Source organism: Longispora albida DSM 44784 (assembly GCF_000379825.1).
Lineage (GTDB): Bacteria > Actinomycetota > Actinomycetes > Mycobacteriales > Micromonosporaceae > Longispora > Longispora albida.
Window position 1 is genome coordinate 127,932 of sequence record NZ_KB903836.1, and the last position, 25,542, is coordinate 153,473.

At 71.7% G+C, this 25,542-nt stretch carries 22 protein-coding genes and 1 pseudogene; 14 read left to right on the forward strand and 9 right to left on the reverse strand.

The window, feature by feature from the left end; translation table 11 throughout:
• Positions 1-67 precede the first annotated feature (67 nt).
• Positions 68-2,377: a molybdopterin-dependent oxidoreductase gene (locus A3G1_RS0126395; protein ID WP_018352504.1), complete on the forward strand. Its 2,310-nt coding sequence runs from the start codon at positions 68-70 to the stop codon at positions 2,375-2,377.
• A gap of 67 nt (positions 2,378-2,444) precedes the next feature.
• Complete coding sequence (locus A3G1_RS0126400; RefSeq protein ID WP_026212542.1) at positions 2,445-2,996, forward strand: EF-hand domain-containing protein; 552 nt, start codon at positions 2,445-2,447, stop codon at positions 2,994-2,996.
• 179 nt (positions 2,997-3,175) lie between these two features.
• Here the strand turns inward: A3G1_RS0126400 and A3G1_RS42360 are convergent, their stop codons facing one another.
• Complete coding sequence (locus A3G1_RS42360) at positions 3,176-3,739, reverse strand: hypothetical protein (protein ID WP_157641418.1); 564 nt, start codon at positions 3,737-3,739, stop codon at positions 3,176-3,178.
• A gap of 31 nt (positions 3,740-3,770) precedes the next feature.
• Positions 3,771-3,905: pseudogene (locus A3G1_RS40890) on the reverse strand (IS5/IS1182 family transposase); the annotation flags it as partial.
• A 753-nt stretch (positions 3,906-4,658) separates the two neighbouring features.
• Here A3G1_RS40890 and A3G1_RS0126410 point away from each other — a divergent pair.
• The 5 genes from A3G1_RS0126410 to A3G1_RS0126430 all read left to right on the forward strand — a co-directional run bounded on the left by A3G1_RS0126410 (position 4,659) and on the right by A3G1_RS0126430 (position 8,167).
• The gene (locus A3G1_RS0126410) at positions 4,659-5,147 is read left to right on the forward strand and encodes a SigE family RNA polymerase sigma factor (protein ID WP_018352507.1); all 489 of its coding nucleotides are present in this window, start codon (positions 4,659-4,661) and stop codon (positions 5,145-5,147) included.
• Positions 5,148-5,149: 2 nt separating this feature from the next.
• Positions 5,150-5,905 carry a hypothetical protein gene (locus A3G1_RS0126415; protein ID WP_018352508.1) on the forward strand — a complete coding sequence of 252 codons (756 nt, stop codon included), beginning with the start codon at positions 5,150-5,152 and terminating at the stop codon, positions 5,903-5,905.
• Between the two features lie 194 nt (positions 5,906-6,099).
• Positions 6,100-7,014: a hypothetical protein gene (locus A3G1_RS0126420; protein ID WP_018352509.1), complete on the forward strand. Its 915-nt coding sequence runs from the start codon at positions 6,100-6,102 to the stop codon at positions 7,012-7,014.
• A 69-nt stretch (positions 7,015-7,083) separates the two neighbouring features.
• Positions 7,084-7,512, forward strand: a complete 429-nt coding sequence (locus A3G1_RS0126425) for a peptidase inhibitor family I36 protein (protein WP_018352510.1) — start codon at positions 7,084-7,086, stop codon at positions 7,510-7,512.
• A gap of 289 nt (positions 7,513-7,801) precedes the next feature.
• The gene (locus tag A3G1_RS0126430; protein ID WP_157641419.1) at positions 7,802-8,167 is read left to right on the forward strand and encodes a hypothetical protein; all 366 of its coding nucleotides are present in this window, start codon (positions 7,802-7,804) and stop codon (positions 8,165-8,167) included.
• 3 nt (positions 8,168-8,170) lie between these two features.
• Here the strand turns inward: A3G1_RS0126430 and A3G1_RS36980 are convergent, their stop codons facing one another.
• The gene (locus A3G1_RS36980; protein ID WP_018352512.1) at positions 8,171-11,260 is read right to left on the reverse strand and encodes an AfsR/SARP family transcriptional regulator; all 3,090 of its coding nucleotides are present in this window, start codon (positions 11,258-11,260) and stop codon (positions 8,171-8,173) included.
• A 171-nt stretch (positions 11,261-11,431) separates the two neighbouring features.
• Positions 11,432-11,935, reverse strand: coding sequence for a GNAT family N-acetyltransferase (locus A3G1_RS0126440; RefSeq protein WP_018352513.1), 504 nt, complete (start codon positions 11,933-11,935; stop codon positions 11,432-11,434).
• A 91-nt stretch (positions 11,936-12,026) separates the two neighbouring features.
• Here A3G1_RS0126440 and A3G1_RS0126445 point away from each other — a divergent pair, with 91 nt between their 5' ends.
• Positions 12,027-12,392 (forward strand): MmcQ/YjbR family DNA-binding protein, encoded by a 366-nt coding sequence (locus A3G1_RS0126445; RefSeq protein ID WP_040479827.1) that lies wholly within the window; start codon positions 12,027-12,029, stop codon positions 12,390-12,392.
• A gap of 72 nt (positions 12,393-12,464) precedes the next feature.
• On the opposite strand, the gene A3G1_RS0126450 is transcribed toward A3G1_RS0126445, so the two are convergent.
• The gene (locus A3G1_RS0126450; RefSeq protein ID WP_018352515.1) at positions 12,465-13,628 is read right to left on the reverse strand and encodes a WD40/YVTN/BNR-like repeat-containing protein; all 1,164 of its coding nucleotides are present in this window, start codon (positions 13,626-13,628) and stop codon (positions 12,465-12,467) included.
• Positions 13,629-13,797: 169 nt separating this feature from the next.
• On the opposite strand from A3G1_RS0126450, the gene A3G1_RS39095 reads away from it, so the two are divergent.
• From A3G1_RS39095 to A3G1_RS37000, 6 genes are all read left to right on the forward strand, one after another.
• Positions 13,798-14,289: an NUDIX domain-containing protein gene (locus A3G1_RS39095; RefSeq protein WP_018352516.1), complete on the forward strand. Its 492-nt coding sequence runs from the start codon at positions 13,798-13,800 to the stop codon at positions 14,287-14,289.
• A gap of 100 nt (positions 14,290-14,389) precedes the next feature.
• Positions 14,390-15,157, forward strand: a complete 768-nt coding sequence (locus tag A3G1_RS39100) for an MBOAT family protein (RefSeq protein ID WP_018352517.1) — start codon at positions 14,390-14,392, stop codon at positions 15,155-15,157.
• A gap of 84 nt (positions 15,158-15,241) precedes the next feature.
• On the forward strand, positions 15,242-16,321 hold the full coding sequence (locus A3G1_RS0126465) for a M24 family metallopeptidase (RefSeq protein WP_018352518.1): 1,080 nt from the start codon (positions 15,242-15,244) through the stop codon (positions 16,319-16,321).
• Entirely contained in the window at positions 16,318-17,889 is a 1,572-nt protein-coding gene (locus A3G1_RS0126470; RefSeq protein ID WP_018352519.1) for a cation:proton antiporter, read from the forward strand. The genes A3G1_RS0126465 and A3G1_RS0126470 overlap by 4 nt, the downstream gene beginning before the upstream one ends.
• A 98-nt stretch (positions 17,890-17,987) precedes the next feature.
• Positions 17,988-18,212 (forward strand): YegP family protein, encoded by a 225-nt coding sequence (locus A3G1_RS36995; RefSeq protein WP_051110687.1) that lies wholly within the window; start codon positions 17,988-17,990, stop codon positions 18,210-18,212.
• Positions 18,209-20,449, forward strand: a complete 2,241-nt coding sequence (locus tag A3G1_RS37000) for a N,N-dimethylformamidase beta subunit family domain-containing protein (protein WP_018352521.1) — start codon at positions 18,209-18,211, stop codon at positions 20,447-20,449. The genes A3G1_RS36995 and A3G1_RS37000 overlap by 4 nt, the downstream gene beginning before the upstream one ends.
• On the opposite strand, the gene A3G1_RS0126485 is transcribed toward A3G1_RS37000, so the two are convergent.
• From A3G1_RS0126485 to A3G1_RS0126500, 4 genes are all read right to left on the reverse strand, one after another.
• Positions 20,418-23,318: an ATP-binding protein gene (locus A3G1_RS0126485; protein WP_018352522.1), complete on the reverse strand. Its 2,901-nt coding sequence runs from the start codon at positions 23,316-23,318 to the stop codon at positions 20,418-20,420. The genes A3G1_RS37000 and A3G1_RS0126485 overlap by 32 nt on opposite strands.
• 189 nt (positions 23,319-23,507) lie before the next feature.
• Positions 23,508-23,756 carry a hypothetical protein gene (locus A3G1_RS0126490; protein WP_018352523.1) on the reverse strand — a complete coding sequence of 83 codons (249 nt, stop codon included), beginning with the start codon at positions 23,754-23,756 and terminating at the stop codon, positions 23,508-23,510.
• Positions 23,757-23,803: 47 nt separating this feature from the next.
• Complete coding sequence (locus A3G1_RS37005; protein WP_018352524.1) at positions 23,804-24,526, reverse strand: (2Fe-2S)-binding protein; 723 nt, start codon at positions 24,524-24,526, stop codon at positions 23,804-23,806.
• Positions 24,493-25,533 (reverse strand): DUF2332 domain-containing protein, encoded by a 1,041-nt coding sequence (locus tag A3G1_RS0126500; protein WP_018352525.1) that lies wholly within the window; start codon positions 25,531-25,533, stop codon positions 24,493-24,495. The genes A3G1_RS37005 and A3G1_RS0126500 overlap by 34 nt, the downstream gene beginning before the upstream one ends.
• Between the last annotated feature and the right edge of the window lie 9 nt (positions 25,534-25,542).

The window sequence follows — 25,542 nt, forward strand, 5'->3', positions numbered from 1 at the left end:
GCCGACGAAGCGCCCGATGTCCGGCTGTCCGAGGGCGGGGAGCCCGGAGGGATGGAGTTGATCCACAGTGGAGCAACGCAGATCGGTCGCGACGCACTGGGGCAGTTTCATCGCGGTCGTCGACTCGGGCCGGCTGGTGCGGATCGAGCCGAAGGCCGATGACCCCGCACCGTCGCCGATCGGCCCGGGAATGGTGACAGCCCACGAGGATCGCGCCCGGGTGCTGCGCCCGGCGATACGCAAGGGCTGGCTGGACGGCCTGCCGCGAACCCGCGACACGGCCAGGGGCGCCGATGCCTTCGTGGAAGTGAGCTGGGACGACGCGATCACGATCGTCGGCGACGAGCTCCGCCGGGTGCGCTCGCGGTACGGGGACAGCGCGGTGTTCGGCGGATCGTACGGCTGGGCGAGTGCCGGCGCGTTCCACAACGCGCAGGGCCAGCTCCACCGGTTCCTCGCGCTGGGCGGCGGATACACCGATTCCCGTAACACGTACAGCACCGCCGCGCTGGAGGTCATCCTCCCTCACGTGATCGGCGGGCATCCGTGGAGCTACCAGTCCCGGATGCCGATGTGGGACGAGATCGCGGGCAACTGTGAGCTCGTGGTGGCATTCGGCGGCCTGGCACTGAAGAACAGCCAGATCAACCCTGGCGGGCTGGCCAGGCACCAGACGCAGGATCTCCAGCGCCGGTGCCGTGAGGCCGGGGTGCGGTTCGTGAACATCAGTCCCATCCGCAGCGACACCGCCGGTTTCCTCGACGCGGAGTGGCTGCCTGTCGTCCCGAACACCGACACCGCCGCGATGCTCGGCATCGCGCACACCATGCTGGTCAACGGGTGGCACGACGAGGACTTCCTCCGCCGGTGCTGCGTCGGCTTCGACCGCTTCGCCTCCTACCTGACTGGCGAGCACGACGGCGTCGCCAAGGACGCCGCCTGGGCGGCGGGTATCACGGGCATCAGCGCCGCCACGATCACCGATCTCGCCCGCCGCCTCACCACACAGCGTTCCCTCATCATGGTCAACTACGCGGTCCAGCGGGCGGATCACGGCGAGCAGCCGATCTGGATGTCCGTGGTGCTGGCCGCCATGGCGGGTTCCATGGGCCGGGCAGGCTGCGGCTGGGGCGCGGGCTACGCGACGATGGACGCGACCGGCGTCGCCAGGGGCCGCCCCTTCGTGGCGGCGATCCCGCGGGTTCCGAACCCCGTCGCGGACTTCATCCCCGTCGCGCGCATCGCCGACACGCTGCTGCGCCCGGGCGAGACCATCGACTACGACGGCCAGCGCGTCACGCTGCCCGAGCTTCGCCTCATCTACTGGTGCGGAGGGAACCCGTTCCACCACCACCAGGATCTCCATCAGCTGACCCGGGCCTGGCAGGCCCCGGACACGGTGATCGTCCACGAGGCCTGGTGGAACACCTCGGCCAAGTTCGCCGACATCGTCCTTCCCGTCGCCACCAGCCTGGAGCGCGACGATTTCGCCGCCGGATTCTGCGACCCCCACCTCGTCGCCATGCCGAAGGTCCGCGAGCCGGCTGGCGCATCGCGTACCGACCACGACATCTTCGCGGCTCTGGCTGCCCGGCTCGGATTCGGCCAGGAGTTCACGGAGTCGCGTTCTGAGATCGGGTGGGTCCGGTACCTCTACGAGCAGACCAGCGCCGCGCTCGGGGACGATGCCACCCTGCCCAGCTTCGACGACTTCTGGCGGGACGCCACCGCCGAGCTTCCGGCGCTGACCGGGCCGGTCGCGGGCAGCTTCGAGGCGCTCCGCTCGGATCCGCAGCGTTTCCCGGTGCCGACGCCGTCGGGCCGGATCGAGATCTTCTCCGAGGAGATCGACTCGTTCGGCTACGACGACTGCGCCGGGCATCCGATGTGGTTCGAGCCGGTGGAATGGCTGGGTGCCGAGCTGTCGAGCCGGTTCCCGCTGCACCTGATCTCGAACCAGCCCGCCTCGCGCCTGCACAGCCAGTACGACAATGGCGGTCACAGCCTCGGCTCGAAGATCCGCGGCCGTGAGCCAGTGACGATCAACAGGCAGGACGCCGCAGCACGGGGCATCGGGGACGGCACGGTCGTCCGCGTCTTCAACGACCGGGGCAGCTGCCTGGCGGGCGCGATCCTCTCGGACGACCTCATGCCCGGCGTCGTGCAGCTGTCCACCGGGGCGTGGTGGGATCCCGCCCAGCCAGGCCTCAGCGGGACACTGGACCGGCACGGCAACCCGAACGTCCTCACCGCCGATCGGCCGTGCTCACGCCTGTCCCAGGGGCCGAGTGCCCTCAGCGCGCTGGTCGACGTCGAGCCGTACGACGGGCCGCTTCCCGAAGTGCTCGCCTTCACGCCACCGGACCTCGGGCACTGACGTCCGCAAGCCAGGTGCGCGGCCGTCAGATTGCGCCTGCGTAACGCCATGGTTACTGTATGTGAACGTGACGACACTTCAAGACCTCAAGTACGGCCAGTGGTTCCGGGGCGCGGACGTCGACGGCGACGGGTTCATCACCCAGGACGACGTCCGGATGATGAGCGAGCGCTACATCGCCGCCCGCGGCACCGCGCCGGGCTCCTCGACCGCCCGCCAGCTCACCGACGGCATGGACGGGTTCTGGGCGAACGTGATCGCCCCGATGGACCAGGACGGCGACGGGAAGGTCGACGTCCGGGAGATGACCGAAGGGTTCCGGCGGGTCCTCACCGACCGCGCCATGTACCCGGAGCAGATCGCGCCGGTGACCAACTGCTTCTTCGACCTCGTCGACCTCAACGGGGACGGCACGATCAGCATGGCCGAGTTCCAGCAGATGTTCGACTCGGTGGCCGGCGTTTCCAGCGAGGACTGCGCCGCGGTCTTCACCGCCCTGGACCACGACGGCTCCGGTGCGCTGTCCCGCGCCGAGTTCCACCAGGCGGTCACGGAGTTCTTCTACGGCAACGACCCGGACGCTCCCGCCAACCACCTGTTCGGCAAGGTCACCGGCTGACAGCAGCGGACCCGCGCGCCCGCGTCACTGCCGGCGCGGGCGCACGGCCAGCAGGACATACGTCCGGTGCGTGCTTCCACAGTGGGCGGAGTAACCCGCCTGACCAGGGCAACGAGCGCGGCCAGCGGCGGATAGAGAGGGGGGACAGAGCTACTACAGCAGCGATACAGCGGCCGAACCTAGGTTCGCGGGGTTGCACAGCCCCTCACGACGCCTGGAGTCGCGTTCATGTCCTCTCGTGCGCGACGGACCCGAAGCTGGTCCCGCGGCATGATTGCCCTGCTCGGAGCCACCCTGCTGCCACCGCTGGCAGCCATGTCCCCAGCCGCCGCTGCGGTACCGGCCACCTGCCTCGACAGCCAGGCCAGCGCGGCGGCGGCCAGCGCGATGGCCAGGGCCTGCGCGAAGCGGGTCGAGGTGGCCGGGCTCCGCTCGGAGACCACGCAGACCTTCGCCAAGCCCGGCGGCGGGTACAGCACCGAGAGCTCGGCTGAGCCCCGGTGGGCCCGTAAGCCGGACGGCTCGTGGGCCGCCATCGACACGGCACTGCGGGCCCAGGCCGACGGCACGGTGTCCCCGGCTGCGGCTGTGCTGCCCGTGAGCTTCTCCGGTGGCGGTACCGGCCCGCTGGCCCGCCTGCGCGACGGCGACCGGGAGATCTCGGTGTCCTGGCCGCTCGGCGCGCTGCCGAAGCCCGCCCCGATGCTGTTCGGGGTCTCGGCCACTGCGGCGCATCGGATCATCGATCGGCTCGCACCTCTACTGGACATCGAGCCGGCCCGGCCGGCGGTCGGCGATCACATCGCCGCCCCGCCGCCGCACCACGCGGACCAGCCGCCTGAACTGACGAGGACTCAACCCCGTGAACGGATAGATCAACTCTGGCCGTCGCGACGAGGTGACCTGCACACCATCCCCAACCGCCCAGCCCCCAAGGCGTTACGGAACAACCTTTAGCGGCGACCTGAACCCGGGCTGACTGTGCATCCATCGCAGTCAGGCCGGGCGCCGGCTCTTGCGTGTTAAGACGGCACAGGTGGCCCCGTTTCCTCCATGTAGCCCGTGCGGCAACACCAGCACGCAGAAAGCGCTACCAGTGCAGGCCAGGATCGGGTTATGTGCCCATGACGCGGGCTAAACGCCGAGTGCCAGCCCTGCCTCCTGGGGGCTCCGGAAGGGGCTGAACAGGGGTCAGCAACCCTGATCCATTTCCCTCGCCTCCGCTGCGCCATCGCTCGCCGGGTCCCAGAGGCTCAGAGGCAACGCAGGAGGCATCGCCACCCCCGTGCAAAGCCTCCAGCCGCAGCTTGAGACCCTTCACAATCTCGGCGTACTCGTCAGGCCGGACAGCCCCAGCGATCGCGTGGGTTCCGCTGCTGAAGCTGGGCACGCACCTCAGCGGCCTCCTCGCCAGCATGAAACGCATCATGATCATCCAGCTGCTCCATCCTGATCGGCGTGCACCTGCCAGCCTTGCATCGTCCTGTATGTAGCCGCCCGCTCCACCGCCAGAGGCCCTCCTGTCACCTTTGCCGATACCCAGCGGAGTTCCGCCTCCCCGGGACCCGGTCCATCATGGACCGGGAAAGTTGCCTGCGGACTTGAACCTTCTGGTGCCTGGCGAGGGTATTACCCGCGAGACCAGGAACGAGGAGGCGGGCGATGACCGACTGGGAAGAGGACTTCTCGGAGTACTTCCGGGGTTCTGCTGCCCGGCTGCGCCGGATGGCGTACGCGCTGTGCGGTGACTGGCACGCCGCCGAAGACCTGGTCCAGGCCACGTTCGTCCGGCTATACCGGCGGTGGCACCGGCTGCACAGCGAAACCCTGGACGCGTACACCTACAGGGTGCTGGTGAACCTGTTCCTGTCCGGGCGGCGGCTCGCCGGGCGGGAACAGGTCGTTGCCGAGCCACCGGACCGGGCAGCCGCTGGTGGTGATCCCGCTGACCGGGTCGACCTGGCCCGGGCGCTGGCGGCCCTGCCGCGTCAGCAGCGCGCGATCGTCGTGCTCCGCCACCTCGCTGACCTGCCGGTCGCCGACGTGGCCGAGCTGCTCGGCGTCGCTGAGGGCACCGTCAAGAGCCAGACGTCACGTGGAGTCCAAACCCTGCGGGCCGCGCTCGGGGCGCGCGCCCTCCCGAGAGGATGATCATGGAAGACGAACAGGTACGTGCGCTGCTCAGCGGGCACGTGACCGAGAATGAGCCGCCGTTCGGGCTGACGGCCGGCACGGTGATCACGGCCGGCCGCCGGGCCCGCCGCGTCCAGCACGGGCTCGCGCTCGCCGTGGCGGTACTGGCCACTGTGGTCTCCGTGCCCGTCGCGGTCTCGCTGGCCGGCGGTGCCGGTACCGGCCAGGCGCCGCAGGTACCCGCGCAGTTCGCCGCTCCCTCCACCGCCCAGGCCCCGGAAGGCCCGGTGGTCGGCGCGACCGGCGCGCTGATCGATCAGCGGGTCCGCGCGGACCTGCCGGCCGGCAAGCACCCGGTGACCGTGACGGTGTACCCGAGCGACTGGACGACCAGCAAGCCCATCCCGGACGACCGGGCCGCCTACGCCACCGACTGGCATGGCCAGTGGAAGTACACCGGGAAGAAGCTCCGGGTGTCGCTGATGTACCTGTGGCCCGGCGCGCGGGTACAGGGCTGCGCGGCACCGGCGAAGGACTGCACCGACGTCCAGCTCCCGGACGGCAGCCGCCTGATCACCTACACGGCCAGCATGGGCTCGGCCGTGCCGATGCGCTGGGTACGCCACCACCGCTCGGACACCTACGAGGTGCTGGCCGGCTTCGAGATCGGCCAGGGCAACGGCAACGGGCTGTCCGACGAGGAGCTGGCCCGGATCGCCACCGATCCGCAGCTGGTCTTCCCGGCCCCGCCGGTCTGGCCGTCCCCGCCCTCCTGACAGCGGGCAGGGACACGGGGGAACGGAGCCAGCTCCGGCGAGACACTCTCGCCGGGGCTGGCTCCGCATGCCGTGAACGCCCGCTACCTCCTCTGCCGGGTCACCGCGCCAGCCCGTAAGCCAGGTGCAAGTGCTGGTGTAGCGGGACCGCCGAGACTGCTGTCCTGCGTCGGGTCGGGACACGGGGAGGCGTGATGGGGGACGGATCGGCAGGCCGGCCGGTGGCGGCCCGCTGGCCGGGGTGGCTGCTCAGCGCGGCCGCTGTGCTGATGATCGGCGCGGAGCCGGTGGCAGCGGAACCGGTGGTGCTGCGGGAGATCACCGCCGGCGAGCGGGACCTGCTGTTCCTGGCCGAGGACGTGCTCATGTCCCGTTGCATGGCGGAGCACGGCCTGCGGTACGAACCGCAGCGGCCAGACCCGGCCCTGCGCGGCTGGGAAGCACCCCATGTGATCGACAGCGTCGAGTGGGCCCGCGTGCACGGGCTCGGCCTGTCGCTTCCCGCCCGGGCCAGCGCCGCCCGCCGGGACAACCCGAACAACCGGTACCTGCTGGGGCTGCCCGAGGACCAGCAGCGGTCCTACATGGCCCGGCTGTACGGCCCCGCGCCGACCGGCATGTCGGTGACGCTGCCGTCCGGCGGGGTCCTGTCGCAGAACCCGGACAGCTGCCAGTCCCGCGCGCAGGACAGGCTCTACGGCGATGTCCGGGTGTGGTTCCACGCCCGCTCGACAGCCGAGAGCCTGCTGGGTACCTACGCCCGTGGCATCACCACCGACCCCCGCTACGTCGCCGCCCAGCGGGACTGGGCCGGGTGCATGAGCAGGGCGGGCCACCCGGCCAGCACGCCGGCGGAGTTGCGTGCGCAACTCGGGCGCGGCGGCAAGCAGGCAACCCAGCCACAGCCGGAAGAACTCGCCGCCGCTGTCGCCGAGGCGACATGCGCCCAGGAGACGGGCTTCGGAGCGGTTTCCCGGATGGTGTACCGCGAGCGCCGTGCCGCCGCTGTGCGCCCGCACCAGCAGGCCGTCGACACCCATCTCCGGCTCCAGCTGGCCGCGCTGCGCCGGGCGGACCTATTGACCAGGGGCTTCGCCCCGCGCGTGTGACCAGGCAGGCGGCAGCGGGCGGCCACCCGGCCGTCCAGCCCGCCCGCCACGTACGAAAGGAATCTCGTGATGAGGAAGAAGACGATCGCGGCTCTGGCTCTGGCCGCCGCGCTGGGCGGGACCATCGGGGCCGCTCCGGCTCAGGCGGGCTACGTGACGAGGCCGCCGGCCGACTGTGGCCCTGGCCTGCTCTGCGCCTACCAGCACAGGGACTGGGGTGGTGCGAGGTGGAAGTGGTACGGCGACGACACCAACTGGAACAACGACTGGAACAACGGGGTCGTGGCGGCCAACCACGCGACCTCCCTGTTCAACAACGGCACGCCGTGCGCCGGTTGTGACACGGTCGTCTTCTTCGACGAGCCGCTGAGCGCCCCGTCCGCGGGTTACCTCGGGTGCCTGCACCCCGGCACCGGGTACACGAATCTGGTTGTGGACTGGCGGTCCGCGGAGAACAACATCGAGTCGCACGAATGGATCGGCAAATGTATCGGATGACGAAGCGGGGCTGAGAGGTCCTAACTCCATGACTGGCGGCGCTCTGGCGGCCCCAGAAGACGACCGGACTGCGCAGAATTCCAGGCCGGATACAACACCGGTATCCGCCCTGGAATTCTGCTTGCCGGCCGCCTCCTGGACCTCGCCATAGCACCACCGCCATGGAGCTAGGACCTCTAACGGACCCCCGCCGGCGGTGTAAGCGAACCGCAACCGCGGGTCTAGTGAGGACGGCCAGATTGGAGGCAGCCCAGCGGTCACGGGGACCCTGGACTGAACGGGAGTGATCATGAAACTCATCAGAACAGCAGGCAAGTACGCGGTGGCGGCCGGTGTGGCCGCAGCAGTGTTCGCCGGCTTCGCGGGCCCGGCCAGCGCGGCGAACTGGACCCGCTCGGCCACGGGTGCCTATGCGTCCGGTGTCACCAACGCGGCCTGCGACGGTTCGTTCACGCTCAAGGACACTCTCAGGGACGGCAGGGCGGCTGTTCTCCACATGTGGTGGAACGACGGCCAGGACCACGACCAGTACTACCGCACCAGCGTGGACGGCCCGTCCATCACCGCGTCCTTCAACAAGCACGACCTGGCTGCCGTGAGTGTGCGGGTAGCACGGGACGGCGGCACCTACAGCCCGTGGCTGACCATCTGCTAGCTGCTAGCCACGGGGGCGGCGGTCCGGGATCCGATCCAGGAGCTCCCGGGCTTCCGCCTCGTGCAGCCGCTGCCCGGTCGCCTGGAACGCCTCGGCCGCCGCACGGGCGGCTCGCCGGGCGGCCTCGGTCTCGCCCTGCGCTAGCTGCGCCTCGCCCAGCGCGAGAAGAGCCGAGCCTTCGCGGAGGCGGATGCCGCTGGTCCGGACCAGGCTCACCGCCTGTTCAGCGTGGCTGAGGGCGCCGGGCAAGGCTGCGGCGGCCTCTGCCCGGGCCAGGCCGATCAGGGCTTCGATCCGGCCAGAGGTGTAGTCGTGTTCGACCCCGATGGCCAGCGCCCGGCGGTGCAGGTCTGCCGCGAGAGCCGGGTCTCCGGCCCGGCGCCGGGCGCTGGCCAGCAGGTTCAGGGCGTCGAGGGTGGACATGGGATGGCTGATCCGTTCCGCGAGGTCCAGCATGGCCTCGGCTCCAGCGATGGCCTCGCCGAATCGCCCGGCGTGCAGGTGCGCTTCGGCGATGGCGTGCAGTGCGTGGGCCTCACCGCGCTGGTTACCCAGTGTGCGGTGGAGTTCGTGCGTCTGCTGCGCGAGGGCCATCGCGGCGTCGATCCTGCCCTGGAACATCACCGCGTACGTCAGGCCGCCGGTGGCGCTGGCCTCCCGTTCCCGTGCGCCGGACTCCCGGGTCAGCGGGATGGCTTCGGTGTAGAGCTCTTCGGCCTCGGCCAGCTGGCCACGGGCGACCTGGAGCATCGCCAGCCCGATCAGCGCCTTGGACAGCTTGTCCCGGGCGCCCTGTTCCCGCCACAGGGCGAGCGCGAGCCGGCAGTGCCCGGTCGCGCCGTCGAGATCGCCCTGCTGCATCCGGATGCCGGCCAGGTCGTTGTGGAAGTCGGGCAGGGCCTCTGACCAGCCGGCCCGGCCGGCCAGCGCGATGGCCCGCTCCAGATGCATCGCGCTGTTCGGCAGGTCAAGGAGCCACTTGCACGTCGCGCTGAGGCTCGACTCGAGGATGGCTTCGGCCCGGACGTCACCGCTTCGCCGGGCGGCCTCCCGCCCCGCCCTGGCGATCGTGAACGCGTCGGTGGTGTGACCCCGTAGCCAGGTGTACCCGCGCAGCTGCGCCGCCAGCTGGCACACGATCCGGTCACCAGCTGTGGCCGCCAGCAGCGCCCTGAGGTTGGCGTACTCGGCGTCGAGCCAGGCCATGGCGTCGTCCGCACTCGTGAACGAGGCTGGGACGATCCCCGTGGTGATCTGGCCGGGGCCGAGGTGGATCGCGCCCGGGAAGGCGTGCAGCACGGCGGCGTGGGTGCTGTGCAGGTACCACTCGGCCAGCCGGTTCCGGGCCGCCGCGTCCTCGTGGTCGTGCTCGCGGTCGTGCGCGTAGGCCCGGAGCAGGTCGTGGAACGTGTAACGGCCGGGCTGGTGCTCGTCGAGCAGGCAGGCGGCGGCCAGCTGGCCGAGCGTCTGCCGGGCCTCAGCCTCGGTGGCGCCGGTCAGTGCCGCGACGGCCGGCCCGGTGAAGTCCGGCCCGGGTACCAGGCCCAGGAACCGGAACGCCCGCCGGGCACCGGGGGCCAGTTCCCGGTAGGACAGGTCGATGGCCCCGCGCACAGAGGACTCGGGGTCTCCGGGGATCGCCAGCCCCGCGATCCGGAGTTCGCGCAGCTCGGCGAGGTGATCGGTGATCCGGCGCCCGGTGTGGTCCGTGAGCTGGGCCGCCGTGACGCGCAGGGCCAGTGGCAGGCCGGCGCAGTACTCGGCCAGCTCGGCCGCCGCGTCCGGCTCTGCGGCCACCCGCTCCACGCCGGCCAGCTGGGACAGCAGGGCCAGCGACTCGGACTGGTGCAGTACCCGCAGGTCCAGGCGGCGGGCACCGTCGCGGGCCACCAGGCCGGTGAGCCGGTCCCGGCTGGTGACCAGGGCCAGGGAACCCGGGCCGGCCGGGAGGAGGGGCCTGACCTGCTCGACGGTCCGCGCGTTGTCGAGGACCACGAGGAACCTCCGTTCGCTGAGCAGGCTGCGGTACAGCGCGGAGGCCTCCTCCAGCTCCGCCGGAACGTGCGGGGGCGTCACACCGAGGGCCCGCAGGAACCGGGCCAGCACCTCGATCGGCGGGACCGGCGGCGCCGTGGAGTAGCCGTGCAGGTTGGCGTAGAGCTGCCCGCCGGGGAAGGACGGCCGGGCCCGGTGCGCCCAGCGCACGGCGAGGGTGGTCTTACCGACCCCGCCGGAGCCGGAGACCACGATCGGCCCGGACTCCGGTACCAGCGCGTCCAGGGCTTGGAGCTGTGCGTCCCGGCCGGTGAAGTGCGGAACGTCCGGTGGTAGCTGCGATACCGGGGCGGGAAGCGCGGCGGCGGTAGCCGGGGACGGCGGGGTCAGCCCGGCCGGCTCCAGCGCTGGCTCCTCGGCGAGCATGGCCCGCTGAAGCTTCCTCAGCCTGGTACCCGGCTCCAGGCCGAGCTCGGTGACCAGCACGGCTCGGGTGTCCTGGTAGACCCGCAGCGCCTCGCCGACCCGGCCGCAGCGGTAGAGGGCCAGCATCAGGACGGCCTGAAGTCCCTCACGGAGCCGGTGCCGGGCGGCCAGCGCGGACAGTTCCGGTACCAGGGCCGCGTGCCGGCCAGCGGCGAGTTCGCCTGCTGACCAGTCCTCGACCAGGGCCAGGCGCAGCTCGGCGAGGCGTTCAGCCTCGTCTCGGACCTCGGCGAGATCCTCGAAGCCGGCATAGGGCTCGCCCCGCCACAACGCCAGAGCCTGGTCGAGGGAACCGGCCCGGGCCAGCGCCTCCGCCTGCGCGGCGTCCAGCTCTCCGGGACCGGCGAGCAGCCGGTAGCCGGTCGGGTGGTGCTCGATCCGCTCCACGCCCAGGAGCCGCCGGAGCCGGTGCACGAAAACCTGGAGGTTCGTCCGGGCGGATCTGGGCGGCTGCCGCGACCACAGCGCCTCGGACAGCCGGTCGACCGAGACTGTCTCATTCGCGTGCCGCAGCAGCACCGCGAGCAGGATGCGCTGCTTCACCGACGCCAGCCCGACGCTCACCCCGGCATCGTCGCGGACCTCCAGCGGCCCCAGCACCCCGAACCACATCTCAACCCCCGCTATCCCATCGATGGGCACGATCGTAGGTCCGATGGCAGGTACGGGGCGGCTCAGGACGACATCGGCTCGGTCACAAGCCCATGCCGGGAACGGGTGACCAGGCGCGCCCGTGGACAAAGGACCGGAGGCCGCCAGGAGACCAGCAGCCGCAGTACCAGGTCACCGGGCCGGGCGGAGGAAGATCAGCTCCAGGCCGTCCTCCTCGTCGATGTGCTCGCCGGCCTGCTCGAAGCCCGTGCCCGCCAGGGTGGCCAGGGAACCGGCGTTGTCCGGGCTGATCGTGGCCCGCACCGTCGTCACCCCGGGCTCGGCGGCGGCCCGGTCCAGCAGGTACCGCAGCATCGCCTTCGCGTAGCCGCGCCGGCGGCAGTCCGGGTCCACCGCGTAGGCCACCTCCACGACGCCCTCGTCATCAGGCCTGCCGTGGAAGCCGGACCACCCGACGACCTCGCCCCCGGCCGTGACCACCGCCCCCTGTACCCAGGGACCGTCGGCAGGTTCGGCGGTCACCTGGCCGGCGCGCCGGCGCCAGGTGCGCAGGCCGCGCTCGCCGACGAAGTACTCCGTCAGGGGCAGGCCGGAGGACTCACGAGCCCCGGCCAGGTCACCGGCCGCGAGCATGGACATGACAGGGACGCTGAGCTGCACGATCGAAATCTTCATCGGCCGGGATCCTGCCATGGTCCGGTGCGCGCCGCAGGTGGTTATCGGCGGTCAGGTCGTTCTGTCGTACCCCGGTGGCAGGATCGGGCGCATGCCGGTGACCGTTGACCAGATCCGGGCGATCGCGAGCGCCCTGCCCCGCACGTCAGAGCACCTGATCCGGGACCGGATCAAGTTCCGGGTGAAGAGCATCGTGTACCTGGCGTTGTCCCGGGACGAGACCGTGATGGGCTTCGGGTACCCGAAGGACGAGCGGGCGGCGCTGGTCGCCGCCGAGCCGGAGAAGTTCATGCTGCCCGGCGAGTCCGACATGCGCTACCACTGGGTGCACGCCCGGCTCGCGGCCCTTGAGGAGCCCGAGCTGCGCGAGCTGATCGTCGAGGCGTGGCGGATGTGCGTGCCGAAGAAGGTGCAGGCGGAGTACGACCGGCTGGCGGCCGGGGGCGGCGCACCGTGACCTGGTCGCCGGCAGGCGAGGAGGTCCCGCGCCACCCCGGCAGGGATGACGCGGGACTCAGCTGTGGTGCCCTCAGCCGTGCGAGGGTTCCTTGGCCAGGCCCAGGTACAGGGTGCTGGGGAAGGCCGGGTTGAAGGCGATCGCGGTGATCTCGTGCTCGTTGTTGTGCTGCTTGGTGACCTGGCCGGTGGCGGCGGAGTACTTGTACAGGTCCGTGCCCCAGCCCTGGAAGTTGGAGCCGAACTCGAAGTACAGCTCGGCGGCGTTCACCGGGCTCGGGTAGAGGCTGGGGCCGTTGACCAGGGTGACGTCGGCGTTCTGGTCGATGACCGCCGTGAAGGTCAGACCGCCGTCGGTGGAGCGGTAGACGTGACGGCCCTGGCTCGGGTGCCCGGCGTCGGACTGGTCGGTGTCGAGGCCCTGGACGTAGACGACGTTGCTGTCCACCGGGGACACCGCGGCGCTGAAGGCGTTGACGCCGAGCGGGCCGGCCGGGGTGAGGTCGAGGCCGGTGGCCGCCGTCCAGGTCTGGCCGCCGTTGAAGGTCACGAAGGCGCCGTTGCTCATGGTGCCCACGATGGCGTGGTTCAGGTTGGCCGGGTCGATCGCGACGTCGTAGGCCCACAGGCCGGACCCGGGCGTCGTGCCCTTGGCCGTCCAGGTGACGCCGCCGTCGGCCGACTCGTGCAGCTGGCCGTTGTAGTCGCCGATCACGAGGTGCAGGCCGTTGGCCGGGTCGACGTTCAGGCCGGTGATGCCGGACGGGGTCGGGTCGGTGACCTTGACGATCGTGGTACCGGTCAGCCGGAAGATGCCCGACTCGCCGGAGTCCGACCACAGGTAGGCCCGGCCGCCCTTCGCGGCGGTCGCCTTGATCACCCAGCCGGAGTTCAGCGAGCCGATCTGGGTCCAGTTGCAGCCGGCGTTGGTGGACCGGTAGACGCGGCGCGTGGTGTTGTACGTGACCGTGTCGGTCACCTCCTGCACCGCGACCAGGGTGTTGGCGGTGTCGAGGGCTGCCAGGCCGTGGGTGTACGTGATCGGCGTGGTGGTCTTGTTCGTCGCCGTCAGCGTCGCGCCGTCGTTGTTCGTGTATGTGATGCCGCCGGGGCCGACGACGGTGCTGCACGCGGGGTTGGCCGTCCAGGTGGTCGCGGCGGTGGCCGTGCCGCCCTGGGCGAGGACTGCGGCGGTCGCGGTGGCGGCCACGGCGAAGCCCTTCACAAACTTGCGCATTACTCTCATACCCCCAGATTGGGTGGCGGATGACGTCATCATTCTGGTGGCCACTGTGGACAGTGCATAGTGGACAGAAATGTGAACGATCTCAACCCGGGCAGCGGAACCTGGAAGGCACATAGAGGGCGGCCGATGATGCGCCGCGAATCACTGGCAGTATGGGTGGATGTCTCTCTACGTCACGCGGTATACGGCCCGCGCGGTGATCATCCATGACGGGGCGGTGCTGTTCACGGTCGGTGGCCGGGCGGGGGCCGGGCGGTACCACCTCCCGGGTGGCGGGCAGGACCCCGGCGAGGGGCTCCGTGACACGGTGGCCAGGGAGGTACTGGAGGAGACCGGCCTCGCCGTGGCTCCAGGTGAGCTGTTGTGGGTGCGCGAGACGACGTATCCGCTCCGGGAGGGCGGCGGGTACCGGCACCGCGTCGACGTCGTCTTCGCCGCCACCGTGCTGGGCGATCCGGCGGCGGCCCGGCTCGGCCACGACGCCGGCAGCACCCGCGCGGTCGTCTGGGTCCCGCTGGGCGACCTCGGTACGGTCGACCTCCAGCCGCCCGGCCTCGCCACCCTGCTCCCGGAGGTCGCGGCGGGACGGCCGGTCCCGCGGTACTCCGACGAGCGCCCGGCAGTGGCGGGGCGTGACGCACGCCTGGGCTGACGCGCCGCGGCGGCGGTGAGCGCAAGCCGGAAGGCCAATTGAACATGTTCAACTAGGGTGTTAGGTTCACCCTTGAACGTGTTCAATGGGGAGGTCGGCTGTGCAGCCGTGGCAGGTCCTGGTTCTCGTGATCGTAGCGGTGTACTTCCCGCTCAAGATCCTCACCCTGCTCCGGTACCGGGGCCACCGCCCGGCCGGCGCGCGGCTCGTCCTCTACGTCCTCGGCTGGCCGGGCTTCGACCCGAAACCGTTCGGCCCAGGCGAGAGGAAGACGACGGGCGCTGGGATCGGCTGGCGTGGCGCGGCCGTCATGGCGGCCGGCCTGCTGACCTGGGCTGCCGTCGGATACTCAGACGTCGCCGAGCCCGCCCGGAGCTGGATCGGGATCGGGGCGATCCTGCTGACCGTGCACTTCGGATTCGCCGACGTGCTGGCCGGGGTGCTGCGGGCGCGGGGGATGGGCGTGCGGCGGCTGTTCCCGGAGCCGGTGCTGAGCGTCTCGCTCCGGGACTTCTGGAGCCGGCGGTGGAACATGGCCTACGTCGAGATGACGCAGCTGCTGTTCATGCCGGTACTGCGGCGGAAGCTCGGGAACTGGGCGTTCCTGGCGGCGTTCGCGATCTCGGGAGTGCTGCACGAGCTGGCGATCAGCGTGCCGGTGAACGCCGGGTACGGCGGGCCGATGGCGTACTTCCTGCTGCACGGCGGGGTCACGGTCGCCGAGGGACGGCTGGGCGTGCGGCGCTGGCCACGGGCCATCGGCCGGCTGTGGGCGGCGGCCTGGGTACTCGTCCCGCTGCCGCTGCTCTTCCACGGGCCGTTCCGGGCGGCGATGATCGAGCCGCTGTTCTCCTGGGGTACCCGGTGAAAGAGGTCGCAGCTGTGGACCTCGGGCTGGTCATCTGGCATATGTGGCATATCTAGCAGTCGCCGGCAGCTAGATTGGACAGTCATGGAGCTGCTGGACCGGGCCCGACAGGCCGCCGCCGACGCCGGTTTCGACGTCCTGCTCGTCTCGCCGGGCCCCGACCTGCGTTACCTGACCGGATACCAGGCCCTGCCGCTCGAACGGCTGACCTGCCTGGTGCTGCCCGCCCGGGGTGAGGCGTTCATGGTCGTGCCGCTCCTGGAGGAGCCGGCCGCCCAGGCTGCGCTCGGGGGCGGGCTGGAACTGGTGACCTGGGGCGAGACCGACGACCCGTACGCGAAGATCGCGGCCAGGCTCGGCTCACCGGCCCTCGCGGGGCTCGACAACCACATGCACGCCGAGAAGGTGCTGCGGTTCCGGGCGGCGCTGCCCGGTACGGAACAGGGGCTCGCCGGGGACGTGCTGCGCGAGCTGCGGATGCGCAAGACCCCGGCAGAGGTGGCCTCGCTGCGGGCGGCCGGGGCGGCGATCGACCGGGTACACCGGCGGATGGCCGAGTGGCTGCGCCCGGGCCGGACCGAGCACGACGTCGCCCGCGACATCGCCGACGCGATCCTCGCCGAGGGGCACGCCACAGTGGACTTCGTCATCGTCGCCTCCGGCCCCAACGGGGCCAGCCCGCACCACGAGGTCTCCGGGCGCGTCATCGAGGCGGGGGAGCCGGTCGTGGTGGACATCGGCGGGACGATGCCCGATGGGTACTGCTCGGACTCGACCCGCACCTACAGCCTCGGCGAGCCGCACTCCGACTTCGTGGACCTCTACACCGTCCTGCTCCGGGCGCAGGTCGCGCAGACCGAGACCGTCCGGCCGGGCATCACGGCGCAGGAGCTGGACGGGGTGGGGCGGGGTGTCATCGCCGCCGCCGGGTACGGCGAGTACTTCGTCCACCGCACCGGGCACGGCATCGGGCTGTCCACACACGAGGAGCCGTACATCGTGGCCGGCTCGCCGCTGCCGCTGGAAGCCGGCATGGCCTTCTCGATCGAGCCGGGGATATACATCCCCGGCCGGTTCGGCGCGCGGATCGAGGACATCTGCGTCTGCACGCCGGACGGCGGGGAGCGCCTCAACCTGACCAGCCGGGAACTCGTCGTGCTGTGAGCCAGCTCAGTGTGCTGTTCGCGCTGCTGGTCGGCGGGGTGCTCCTGGTGCCCGTCGCCGACCGGCTGCGCGTGCCGGCCCCCGTGCTGTGCACGTTCCTCGGGCTCGTCCTCGCGGCCGTGCCGGGCATCCCCAGCGTGGACTTCCCGCCGGAACTCATCCTCCCGCTGCTGCTCCCCCCGCTGCTCTACGCCGCGGCCCAGCGGTCGTCGTGGCGGCAGTTCGCCGCGAACGCCCGGCCGATCCTGCTGCTCGCGGTCGGCCTGGTCTTCGTCACCGCCGGAGCGGTCGCCGTCGCAGCCTCGATGGTCAGCCCGGTCCTGCCCGTCGGCGCGGCCGTCGTGCTCGGCGCGATCGTCGCGCCACCGGACGCTGCCGCCGTCACCGCCATCGCCGGGCGCCTGGGCCTGCCACGCAGGCTGGTCACGCTGCTGGAAGGCGAGGGACTGTTCAACGACGTCACAGCCCTGACCTTGTACCAGGCAGCGGTGGCCGGCACCCTGGCCGGCTCCACCTCGGTCCTCGGCGGGATCGGCCTGTTCGGCTGGGCCGTGGTGTGCGCCGTGGCCGTCGGCCTCGTCGTGGGGTTCCTCGCCCGGCTGCTGCTCGACTGGCTGCCCGCCGCGAGCCTGCGCACGGCGCTCAGCCTGCTCGTCCCGTACGCGGCCTACGTGCCGGCCGACGAGCTGCGCGGCTCCGGCGTGCTCGCCGTCCTCGTCGCGGCCCTGTACCTGGGCTCGCAGGGCGCCGACCCCGACGACGTGGAGGGCAGGCTGGCCGGGCGGTCCTTCTGGGACGTGGTGGAGCTGATGGTCACCGGCGTGACCTTCGGAGTCGTCGGCCTGGAGCTCGTCGGGATCCTCGGGGCGGCCCGGGACGATCCCTGGGCGCTGGCCTGGAAGTCCGCGCTGGTCATCGCGGTGGTGATCCTGGTGAGAGCCGCGTGGCTCGTCCCGCTGTCGGCACTGGCCCGCCGCTGGGAACTCCGGCACAACCCGCAGGCCGAGGTGCCCCGCGACTGGCGGGGGAGCGTCCTGCTGTCCTGGGCCGGGATGCGCGGCGTGGTGACCGTGGTGACCGCGCTGGCCCTGCCGGTGGAGTTCCCCGGCCGCGACCAGATCCTCGTCCTCGCGATGGCCGTGGTGATCGTGACCCTGCTCGTCCAGGGGCTCACGCTGCCCGCGGTGGTGGGCTGGCTGGGCCTGCGCGCCGACGGCGACCGCGAGGCCGCCGACCTGAACCGGATCCGGATCGTGGCCGGAGAGGCCGCCGCCACCCGGCTCCGCGAGCTCCAGGCCCAGGGGCTGTGCCCGGACTGGCTCGCCGACCGGCTCGACGGCTGGTACCGCAGCGTCATCTCCAGCGCCACCGACGAGGACGCCGACGCCGCCGCCGAGCGCGAACGGCGCAAGGAGACCCGGGTCGCGCTCCGGGTCATCGAGGCCGAGATGCTGGCGGCCGCGCGGGCCGCCGTCCTCGACCTGCGCCGCTCCGGTGCCGACCCGGTACTCGCCGACCGGGTCCTGACGAGGCTCGACCAGCGGAGCGTGCTCGCACGTAAGCCCTGATCCACTATGGCGTTTCGGGAGAATCGGCTACATGGGGGCAATTGTCCTGAGAGCATGACGTCAACCGCAGTGGCGAACGTGTGTGGGGGTGGCTTTCCGTGGCAGGTAAGTTCGAGGTCTACGAGGACAAGTCTGGCAAGTACCGTTTCCGGCTCAAGGCGGGCAACGGGGAGATCATCGCGGTCGGCGAGGCGTACGACAACAAGGCCAGCGCGCTGAAGGGCATCGAGTCCATCAAGAACAACGCGATGGAGGCCCGGGTCGTCGACATGACGGCAGCGAAGGACGTGAACGCCGCCGCGCAGCCGGCCGCGAAGGTGTGACCAGGCAGGACGGACCCCGCCCCGGCGCGGGGTCCGTTCCCTGCGGGCGGCGGGCCTTCCTCGGCGGCGCGCTGGCCGCAGGGATCGTGACGGCGGCGCCGCGCGGCTGGCTCGACCCGGCCAGCGCGGCTCCGGCCGTGAAGTACGACGCCGAGCAGTACTGGATCAGGATGTTCGGCGGCGGCAACGGCATCATCTACACCGTCCGCGCCGACGGGGTCCTGTTCTGGTGGCGGCACGCCGGCTGGTTCAGCGGGGCCTTCGACTGGCTGAACTGCGGCGGGGGCCGGGCCATCGGCACCGGCTGGCAGAACACCATGTGGATCGGCGCGGCGGCCGACGGCTCCATCTTCGCGCTGCGCGGCAACGGCGAGCTGTGGCGGTACCAGTACGTCACCACCGACCTCAACGAGGGCTTCGGCTTCTGGGCCGACGGCGGCACGCTGCTGGCCACCGGCTGGGACCAGTTCGACCGGGTCTTCGGCGGGCCCGACGGCATCCTCTACGCGATCGACCACGACGGCATCCTGTTCCGTACCCAGTTCACCGGCGGGGCGCTCCCGCCGTTGCAGCCGATCGGCAACGGCTGGAACTTCTCCGGCTGGGTCGCGGCCGACTCCGGTGGCGTGATCTACGCGGAGATGCTGGTCGGGCTCGCCTGGTTCCGGTACAGCGGGGGAGCGTGGGCCAACAACGCCCAGAAGATCATCATCGACGAACGGCCCGGCGGGGTCGGCTACAGCCTGCCGACGCCGAACATCGAGCTGTTCACCGGGATGGGCGGCACCTTCTACGGCATCCAGCCCGACTTCCAGCACGTCCCGCAGTACGACAACACGCTCAAGTGGTTCCGGCTGGCCAACCCGCTGACGGTCGCCTCCGACGGCGGTCCGAACTGGGCTGGGTACGACGTCACGGTCGGCACCGGCTGGACGGTGCAGCGGTTCAGCGCGCTCCAGGGCTACGCGACGCCGCTGAGTGTCGGGAAGGGACAGGTCGCCAGGTTCGCGGTGTCGACAACGTTCGACTCCTTCACGGCGACCGTGCTGCGCTTCGGCGACTCCTCCGGCGAGGTGCCGGCGGTGTGGGGGCCGCAGACCTTCCCCGGCCAGTTCCAGTTCCTCCAGCCCGGCTACCGGATCGAGGGCTGCGGCTGGACGGAGAACCTGTCGGTGCCGGTCCCTGTGACCTGGCGCTCCGGCGTGTACGCCGTCGAGGTGACCGGCAAGCACGGGATCAGCCAGCTGCTGCCGTTCATCGTGAAGCCCGGCAGCCCGCAGGGCCAGTTCATGGTGCTGCTGCCGACGAACACCTACCACGCGTACAACGAGTGGGGCGGGCACGGCCAGTACAGCGCCGACCTGCTCAAGCAGCGGGTGCTGTCCATGAACCGCCCGATGCCGCTGGGCTTCTTCAACGCCGACCTGTACCTGCTGATGTGGATGGACCGCGAGGGCCTGACCTTCGACGTCTACGCCGACGCCGACCTCGACGCGAACCCGAGCCTGCCGCAGAGCTACACCGGCCTCGTCCTCGGCTCGCACCCCGAGTACTACAGCCCGGCCATGCGGCAGGCCCTGATCACGTACCAGGACTCCGGCGGCAAGATCATCTACTGTGGAGGCAACGGCATCTTCGAGCGGGTCTCCTACAGCGCCGACCGCAGCCAGGTGATCTTCCGCAGGGCCGACGGCGCCCGTGACCTGTGGGACGACTACGGGCTGCCGGCCTCACAGATCGTCGGCACCAACTACAACGCCTGCTCCGACTACACCTGGGGGCCGTACAAGGTCACGCAGCAGCACCCGCTGCTCACCGGTACCGGGCTGAACGTCGGCGACACCTTCGGCGCCTTCGGCTACAACGGCCCGGCCAGCGGGCTGGAGACCGACAACCTGCTGGGTGGCGACGGCGAGGCGTTCCCCGAAGAGATCTTCGCGGTCGGCGCGCACGGCTGCGCCTCGGGCGGGGCCGTGATGTGCCTGGTGCAGAAGGGCAACGGCTGGGCCTTCTCCGCCTCGTCGATGTCGTTCACGGGCGCGCTGCTGACCGACACGAAGATGTCGACGATCCTCCGCAATGTCTTCGACCTCGCGCTCAACGAGAGCACGGCCCTGCCGCCGAGCCCGGCGCTCGTGCCAGCCCGGCCGGCGAAACCCGTCCAGCCCCCGGCCGCGCGCGAAGAGAACGCTCGCTTGTGGCTGGTCAGGAAGCACATTCGCGCGCGTAGGCGCTGAGCGCCGCACGGTCGGCCAGGCCGGTCTTGGCGAGCAGCGAGGCGACGTGCTTCTCCACCGTGCGCGGGGAGATGAACAGCAGCTGCGCGATGCTCTTGTTACCGGAGTAGTCGGGCAGCAGCTCGAACACATCGAACTCGCGGACCGTGACGCCCCGGTCGCGCAGGGCGGCCGGGATCTGGTCGTGCCCGGTACGCCGCTGCCCGGCGCTCGCCCCGGCCTGCCGCAGCAGGACCCGGCAGGCGTTGGCGGCCGCCGGGATACCGAGCCGGTGGAAGTACTCCTCGGCCGGCCGCAGCCACAGCGCAGGCGACCCCCAGCCACCGGCGATGGCCGCCTCCGCCACGATCCGGCGGCCCAGGTGGGCGGCCAGCGGGAACGGCTCGGCGGCCGCGATCGCCGCCTCGAACGCCGCTTCGGCCTCGGCCGGCTTGCCCGACCGGCCCAGCAGGATCGCCTCGGCGAACAGGACGAACTGCTGGTTCCACCGGAGCCGGGCCGCGGGGGTGGCCGCGATGGCCTCGTGCTCTGGCCAGCCTGCCGCTCCGGCGTGCACCTCGGCCAGCAGGCGGAGGCCGTACTGGCCGGCCAGGTAGTACACAGTGGGGTTCTCCCGCTCCCACGCGAGCGCCTCGTCGAGATCACGCCTGGCCTGCGGCAGGTCCTCCTCCAGCAGAGCGCACACCGCCCGGCACAGCCCGAGGACCAGCGCGCCCGGCTGCGCCTGCTCCCCGCCGAGCTTGTGCAGGGTCGCCAGCTCGGCCTCCATCGCCTGCCTGCGGCCCTGGTGCGCGGCGACGGTCGCCTTGACGAACAGCGCCACCTGGTGGTCGGCGGCGTTCTGGAGCCTGGCCCCGGCGTCCTCCCACCGGGTCGTCGCCTCCAGCGCCGCCGGATAGTCGCCGCGCAGCAGCGAGTGCAGGCTGAGGCTCACGTCGATCGACGCGCCGAGGACGATCGAGCCGAGCTGCTGCGCCGCCTGCATGGCCTGGTGCAGCCGGGTCGACTCGCCGGTGCGCATGAACTCGTTCGCGCCCAGCCGCAGCAGCGCGTCGACCCGCCAGGCGTGCAGGCCGTGCCGCTCGGCCATCGCCAGCATCTTCTCCAGGTACGCGTCGGCCTCCTCGTACCCGTGCCGCCGGGCCAGCCCGGCCAGCACCTGCCAGGCCTGGCACGCGACCTCCGGCAGGGGCACCCGCTCCGCGACCCCGGCGGCCTGGCTGGCCAGCCGCTCGGCGGTCGCCATCCGCTCCTCGCGCTGCCCGGCGCCCATGAACGCCAGGCGGGCCTCCACGACGTCCACCGCGGCCTCGTGCTCGGGGCTGCACTCCGGCTCGCTCAGCCGCAGCAGGTCCCGCGCGATCCTGACCTGCGCCTCGGCGTCCTCAGGCCGGCCGGACGACACCAGCGCCCAGCCGAGCCGGCTGTGCAGCAGGACCCGCTGGCCGATCGCCTCCGGCCCCGACACCAGGCCGAGCGTGCTGGTCAGCTCGATCGCCCGGTCGTACTGCCCGGCGTCGGCCAGCGCGTGCAGCAGGCTGTCCACAGTGGCCGGATCCTCGCGCAGCTGGTACGCCTGCTCCAGCAGCGCCAGCGCCGACGTGCTCGCCCCGGTCGCCAGCACCCGCCGGCCGGCGTCGGCCAGCAGCGCGGCGGCCTCGGCTGTCTGCCCGGCCGTCAGGCGCAGCCGCGCTGCCCGCTGGCACCAGTCGCCTTCGAGGCCCGGGTGGGCCTTCTCGATCGCGTCGGCAGCCTGCCGGGCGTACGCGGCCCGTTCGGCGGGCATCAGCCCGGCCAGCAGCGCCTCGGCGGTCAGGGCGTGCCGGAAGGCGTACCAGTCGGCCCGCGTCTCGTCCGGTGCGATCAGCCGCGCCTCGGTGGCAGCCCGCAGGTGGGCGAGCAGCGCCCGGTCCGGCAGGCCCGTGATGGCCTGGAGCACCGGGAGCGCGAACCGCTGGCCGAGCACCGCGCCGGCCCGCAGCAGGTCGTGCGCCTGCTGGCCGAGCCGCCCGGCCCGGTCGGCGATGCTGGTGACCACAGAGCCGGGCAGGGCGGGTTCCAGCTCGCCCCGCAGCTCCCAGCCCGAGGTACCGGGGGAGAGCACCCCCGAGCCGACCATGCTCGCCAGCAGCTCCTCGGCGACGAACGGGTTGCCGCCCGAGTCGCGGGCCAGCAGGCGGACCACGCCGGAGGGCACGGAGCCGGGCGCAACGCCCAGGCAGCTCGCCGCGAGCAGCCCGACCTGGGTGAGGCTCAGCGGGCGCGGCTCGGCGACCTCGGCCGCGCGGCGCTGGGCCGCCGACCGGGCCAGGGTCAGCGCCGGGCAGTTCTCGGGGCGGAGCGTGCCGAGGAGGAGCACCGGCAGGCCGGCCAGGTTGTCGACCAGGTACTCGATGACCGCCAGGCTCTCGGCGTCCGCGTCGTGCAGGTCCTCCAGGATCAGCAGGCACCCGGTACCGGAGCCGACGGCACCGAACAGCCGCAGCAGCGCCTCCGCCAGCTCGGCCAGGCTCGCCGCCGGGCCGGTCTCCGACCGCCACTCGGGGATCAGCCTGGCCAGCGCGGGCCGGAAGGGCACCAGCTCGGGATGCTGTGGTGGCCCGCTGGCCCGGACCAGCGAGGACATCGCCTCGGCCAGCGGGCGGAACGGCATGGTGGCCGAGGACGCCGTGGCCCGGCCGCGCAGCACCGGCACGCCGACGGCGAACGCCCGCCCCGCGGCCTCGGCGGTCAGCCGGGACTTGCCGATGCCAGCCTCGCCGAGCAGGAACACGGCCCGGCCCTCACCGCGGGCGGCCGCCCGCAGCGCACTGTCGAGGGCCGCGAGCTCGGCCTGGCGGCCGATGATCGCTGGCGAGCTGATCTGCATGGGCGCGAGGTTACCCAGTCGGCCCGGCATCCTGCCGCAAGGCCGATGACACGACAAGGGCCGGGCCGGGGGGCTGTGCCCGCCTCCGGCCCGGCCGTTCACGCTGTTCACCAGGCCCGACCGGCCCCGTGGCCCCCCGCTGGCCGCCGCTGGGCAGAATCGGATACCCGACAGTCCGCGCCCGGACTGTTACCAGACCCACCAGTCGTCGTCGGCCGTGTCCGGGTTGCACGGGCACCGGTCGAAGGTGATCGAGTGAGTGGAAGGCCCGTAGTGACCGGTCTCGCCGATCTTGCCTGCCAGCACCCGGGACCGCGCGCCGGGCGAGGGCTCGGCCTGGACCAGGATGTCGCCTGCCGGGTGCGCGCCCAGGCCCGCAGGGCCCGCCGGGCGGAGCTGCGGGTCCTTCCAGGACCTGATCAGCTCGTCAGTGTGCATTGTGTCCTCCTTGAGCGGGGTGTAGCGGAAATGACCGTAACGCGTTACTAGCCACTTCGTACAGTCCGCAGGACACAATCCCCGCACGTACCGCCACTGTTAGGAACGCGGTAGTAAAGGCAGCAGCTCCGGCGGCGGAATCCCGCCGTGACCGGCAGCCCGGTCGTCGTGCCGGCCAGGAGTCCCGTGCCGAGTACCTGCGCGACGATAGCAGCCGGTGAATGTCCGGAGCGGGCCAGCATCCCCGCCGCGCCGTGGAGGGCCGAGGCGGCGTTGCCCCACAGCACCTTGCCGCTCACGGGGACGGTGGCCTGGACGGCCTCGGCCAGCGGCACGAGATGATCGGCCACGACAGCCGAGTACAGCCCGGCGGCGTCCGGCTCCCCGGCGCTCACCTCCGCGGCCAGCAGGCTCACCGGCTCACCGGTCCGGTACCGCCACGACAGCCCGCCCGGGCCGAGCCGGGGGAGTACCCCGCCGGTCACCACGCACGCCAGCAGCGGTGACCACAGCTTGGCCGCGTAACCCTGGAACATCAGGGAGGCCGCGATCCGCCGGTCCGGCTCGCCGGGCGCCCGGGGCATCCGGCCGGGGAGCGGATCCCAGAGGCGTTCGCCGACGGCCGCGATCAGCTCGCCGGTCAGCTCCCCGGAGTACAGGCCGCTGACCGGCCGCCAGTCACCGGGATCGCCGTCGAGGAGAACCTCGAAGTACTGGCTGAACCGGGCAGCTTCCCTCAGCGCACCACGGTGGGCGTCCAGCGCATCCATCGACCAAATCCGTCCACTTCGGCCAGCACCTGTACCTGTTCCAGCTCGCCCGCCCGGAATGTCACGGCGGTCACCAGCCCGTGGGCCTCGGCGAACTCCCCGAGATCATCCCCGGTGAACAGGCCGAGCACGTACTTGGGCATGTCCTTGCTGACCCAGACCAGGTCACGCCCTGCCGCGGCGAGCAGGCCGGGCAGCTCGGCCCGCTGTTCCAGGCAGCACATCACGTTGGCCTCGTAGACGACCGGCACCCGGCAATCCGGGATGCCCGCGAGCACACCTGGCAGCTCCGCCATGAAGTCCCCGGCGACGAGTTCGGGGCTGGCCTCCTCCGCCTCGGCCAGCGCCTGGTCGATCCGGGTGCGCTGCCCCGGCAGGTCGTGGGAGCAGGCCCGCAGCCAGGCGATCTCGTCGGCGTCCGCGATGCCGATCGGGTCGAGGTCGATGCCGATCCGCTGGCCGATCCGCAGCGGCTCGCCGAGGTAGCTCACGGACTCGCCACGGACCTCGATGTCCAGCACGAGCGGCCGGCCGGTGTCGAGCCCCGCCTCGCCGTAGCGGTAGCCGAACCGGTCGAGCATCAGCGTCAGCCCGGCCGCCGCGCCCAGCTCCACCAGCGCCAGCTCCCGGTCGCCAGCCCAGTGCTGCGCGAAGCCGATGCCCGGCCGGAGCATCGCCGCGACCAGCGGATCGTTGGCACGCGCCTTCCGGCTGGCACAGATCAAGGACAGTTCTTTCTCGTACCGGGCCACGAAGTCCCGGAAGTTCCCCCGCACGTCACCGTCCCACGTGGACAGCGGGTGCCCGGGATTCTTCGCCAGCAGGTACTCGACGGCGGAGAACAGCCGGTTGGGCTTGTCCCAGGTCCCGTGCTCGGCGACCGGCGCGGCGAGGCCCGGTTCGGAGACGATCAGCTCGCACAGGTCCGCGAGGTGCGGGACCCGCTCCTTGTACTGCTCGGTACGGTTCTGGAAGGACTCGATCAGAGTTGGGATCTTCTTCTGCACCGCGCAAGG

Excerpts from the sequence above, each read along its gene's own strand:
- A3G1_RS42360 (WP_157641418.1), bottom strand. The coding sequence starts at position 3,739 with ATGATCCGATGCGCCGCAGTGGCCGAGACCCCGAACAGCATCGGGGCG.
- A3G1_RS0126410 (WP_018352507.1), top strand. The coding sequence starts at position 4,659 with ATGACCGACTGGGAAGAGGACTTCTCGGAGTACTTCCGGGGTTCTGCT.
- A3G1_RS0126415 (WP_018352508.1), top strand. The coding sequence starts at position 5,150 with ATGGAAGACGAACAGGTACGTGCGCTGCTCAGCGGGCACGTGACCGAG.
- A3G1_RS0126420 (WP_018352509.1), top strand. The coding sequence starts at position 6,100 with ATGGGGGACGGATCGGCAGGCCGGCCGGTGGCGGCCCGCTGGCCGGGG.
- A3G1_RS0126425 (WP_018352510.1), top strand. The coding sequence starts at position 7,084 with ATGAGGAAGAAGACGATCGCGGCTCTGGCTCTGGCCGCCGCGCTGGGC.
- A3G1_RS0126430 (WP_157641419.1), top strand. The coding sequence starts at position 7,802 with ATGAAACTCATCAGAACAGCAGGCAAGTACGCGGTGGCGGCCGGTGTG.
- A3G1_RS36980 (WP_018352512.1), bottom strand. The coding sequence starts at position 11,260 with ATGTGGTTCGGGGTGCTGGGGCCGCTGGAGGTCCGCGACGATGCCGGG.
- A3G1_RS0126440 (WP_018352513.1), bottom strand. The coding sequence starts at position 11,935 with ATGAAGATTTCGATCGTGCAGCTCAGCGTCCCTGTCATGTCCATGCTC.
- A3G1_RS0126445 (WP_040479827.1), top strand. The coding sequence starts at position 12,027 with ATGCCGGTGACCGTTGACCAGATCCGGGCGATCGCGAGCGCCCTGCCC.
- A3G1_RS0126450 (WP_018352515.1), bottom strand. The coding sequence starts at position 13,628 with ATGCGCAAGTTTGTGAAGGGCTTCGCCGTGGCCGCCACCGCGACCGCC.
- A3G1_RS39095 (WP_018352516.1), top strand. The coding sequence starts at position 13,798 with ATGTCTCTCTACGTCACGCGGTATACGGCCCGCGCGGTGATCATCCAT.
- A3G1_RS0126465 (WP_018352518.1), top strand. The coding sequence starts at position 15,242 with ATGGAGCTGCTGGACCGGGCCCGACAGGCCGCCGCCGACGCCGGTTTC.
- A3G1_RS0126485 (WP_018352522.1), bottom strand. The coding sequence starts at position 23,318 with ATGCAGATCAGCTCGCCAGCGATCATCGGCCGCCAGGCCGAGCTCGCG.
- A3G1_RS0126490 (WP_018352523.1), bottom strand. The coding sequence starts at position 23,756 with ATGCACACTGACGAGCTGATCAGGTCCTGGAAGGACCCGCAGCTCCGC.
- A3G1_RS37005 (WP_018352524.1), bottom strand. The coding sequence starts at position 24,526 with ATGGATGCGCTGGACGCCCACCGTGGTGCGCTGAGGGAAGCTGCCCGG.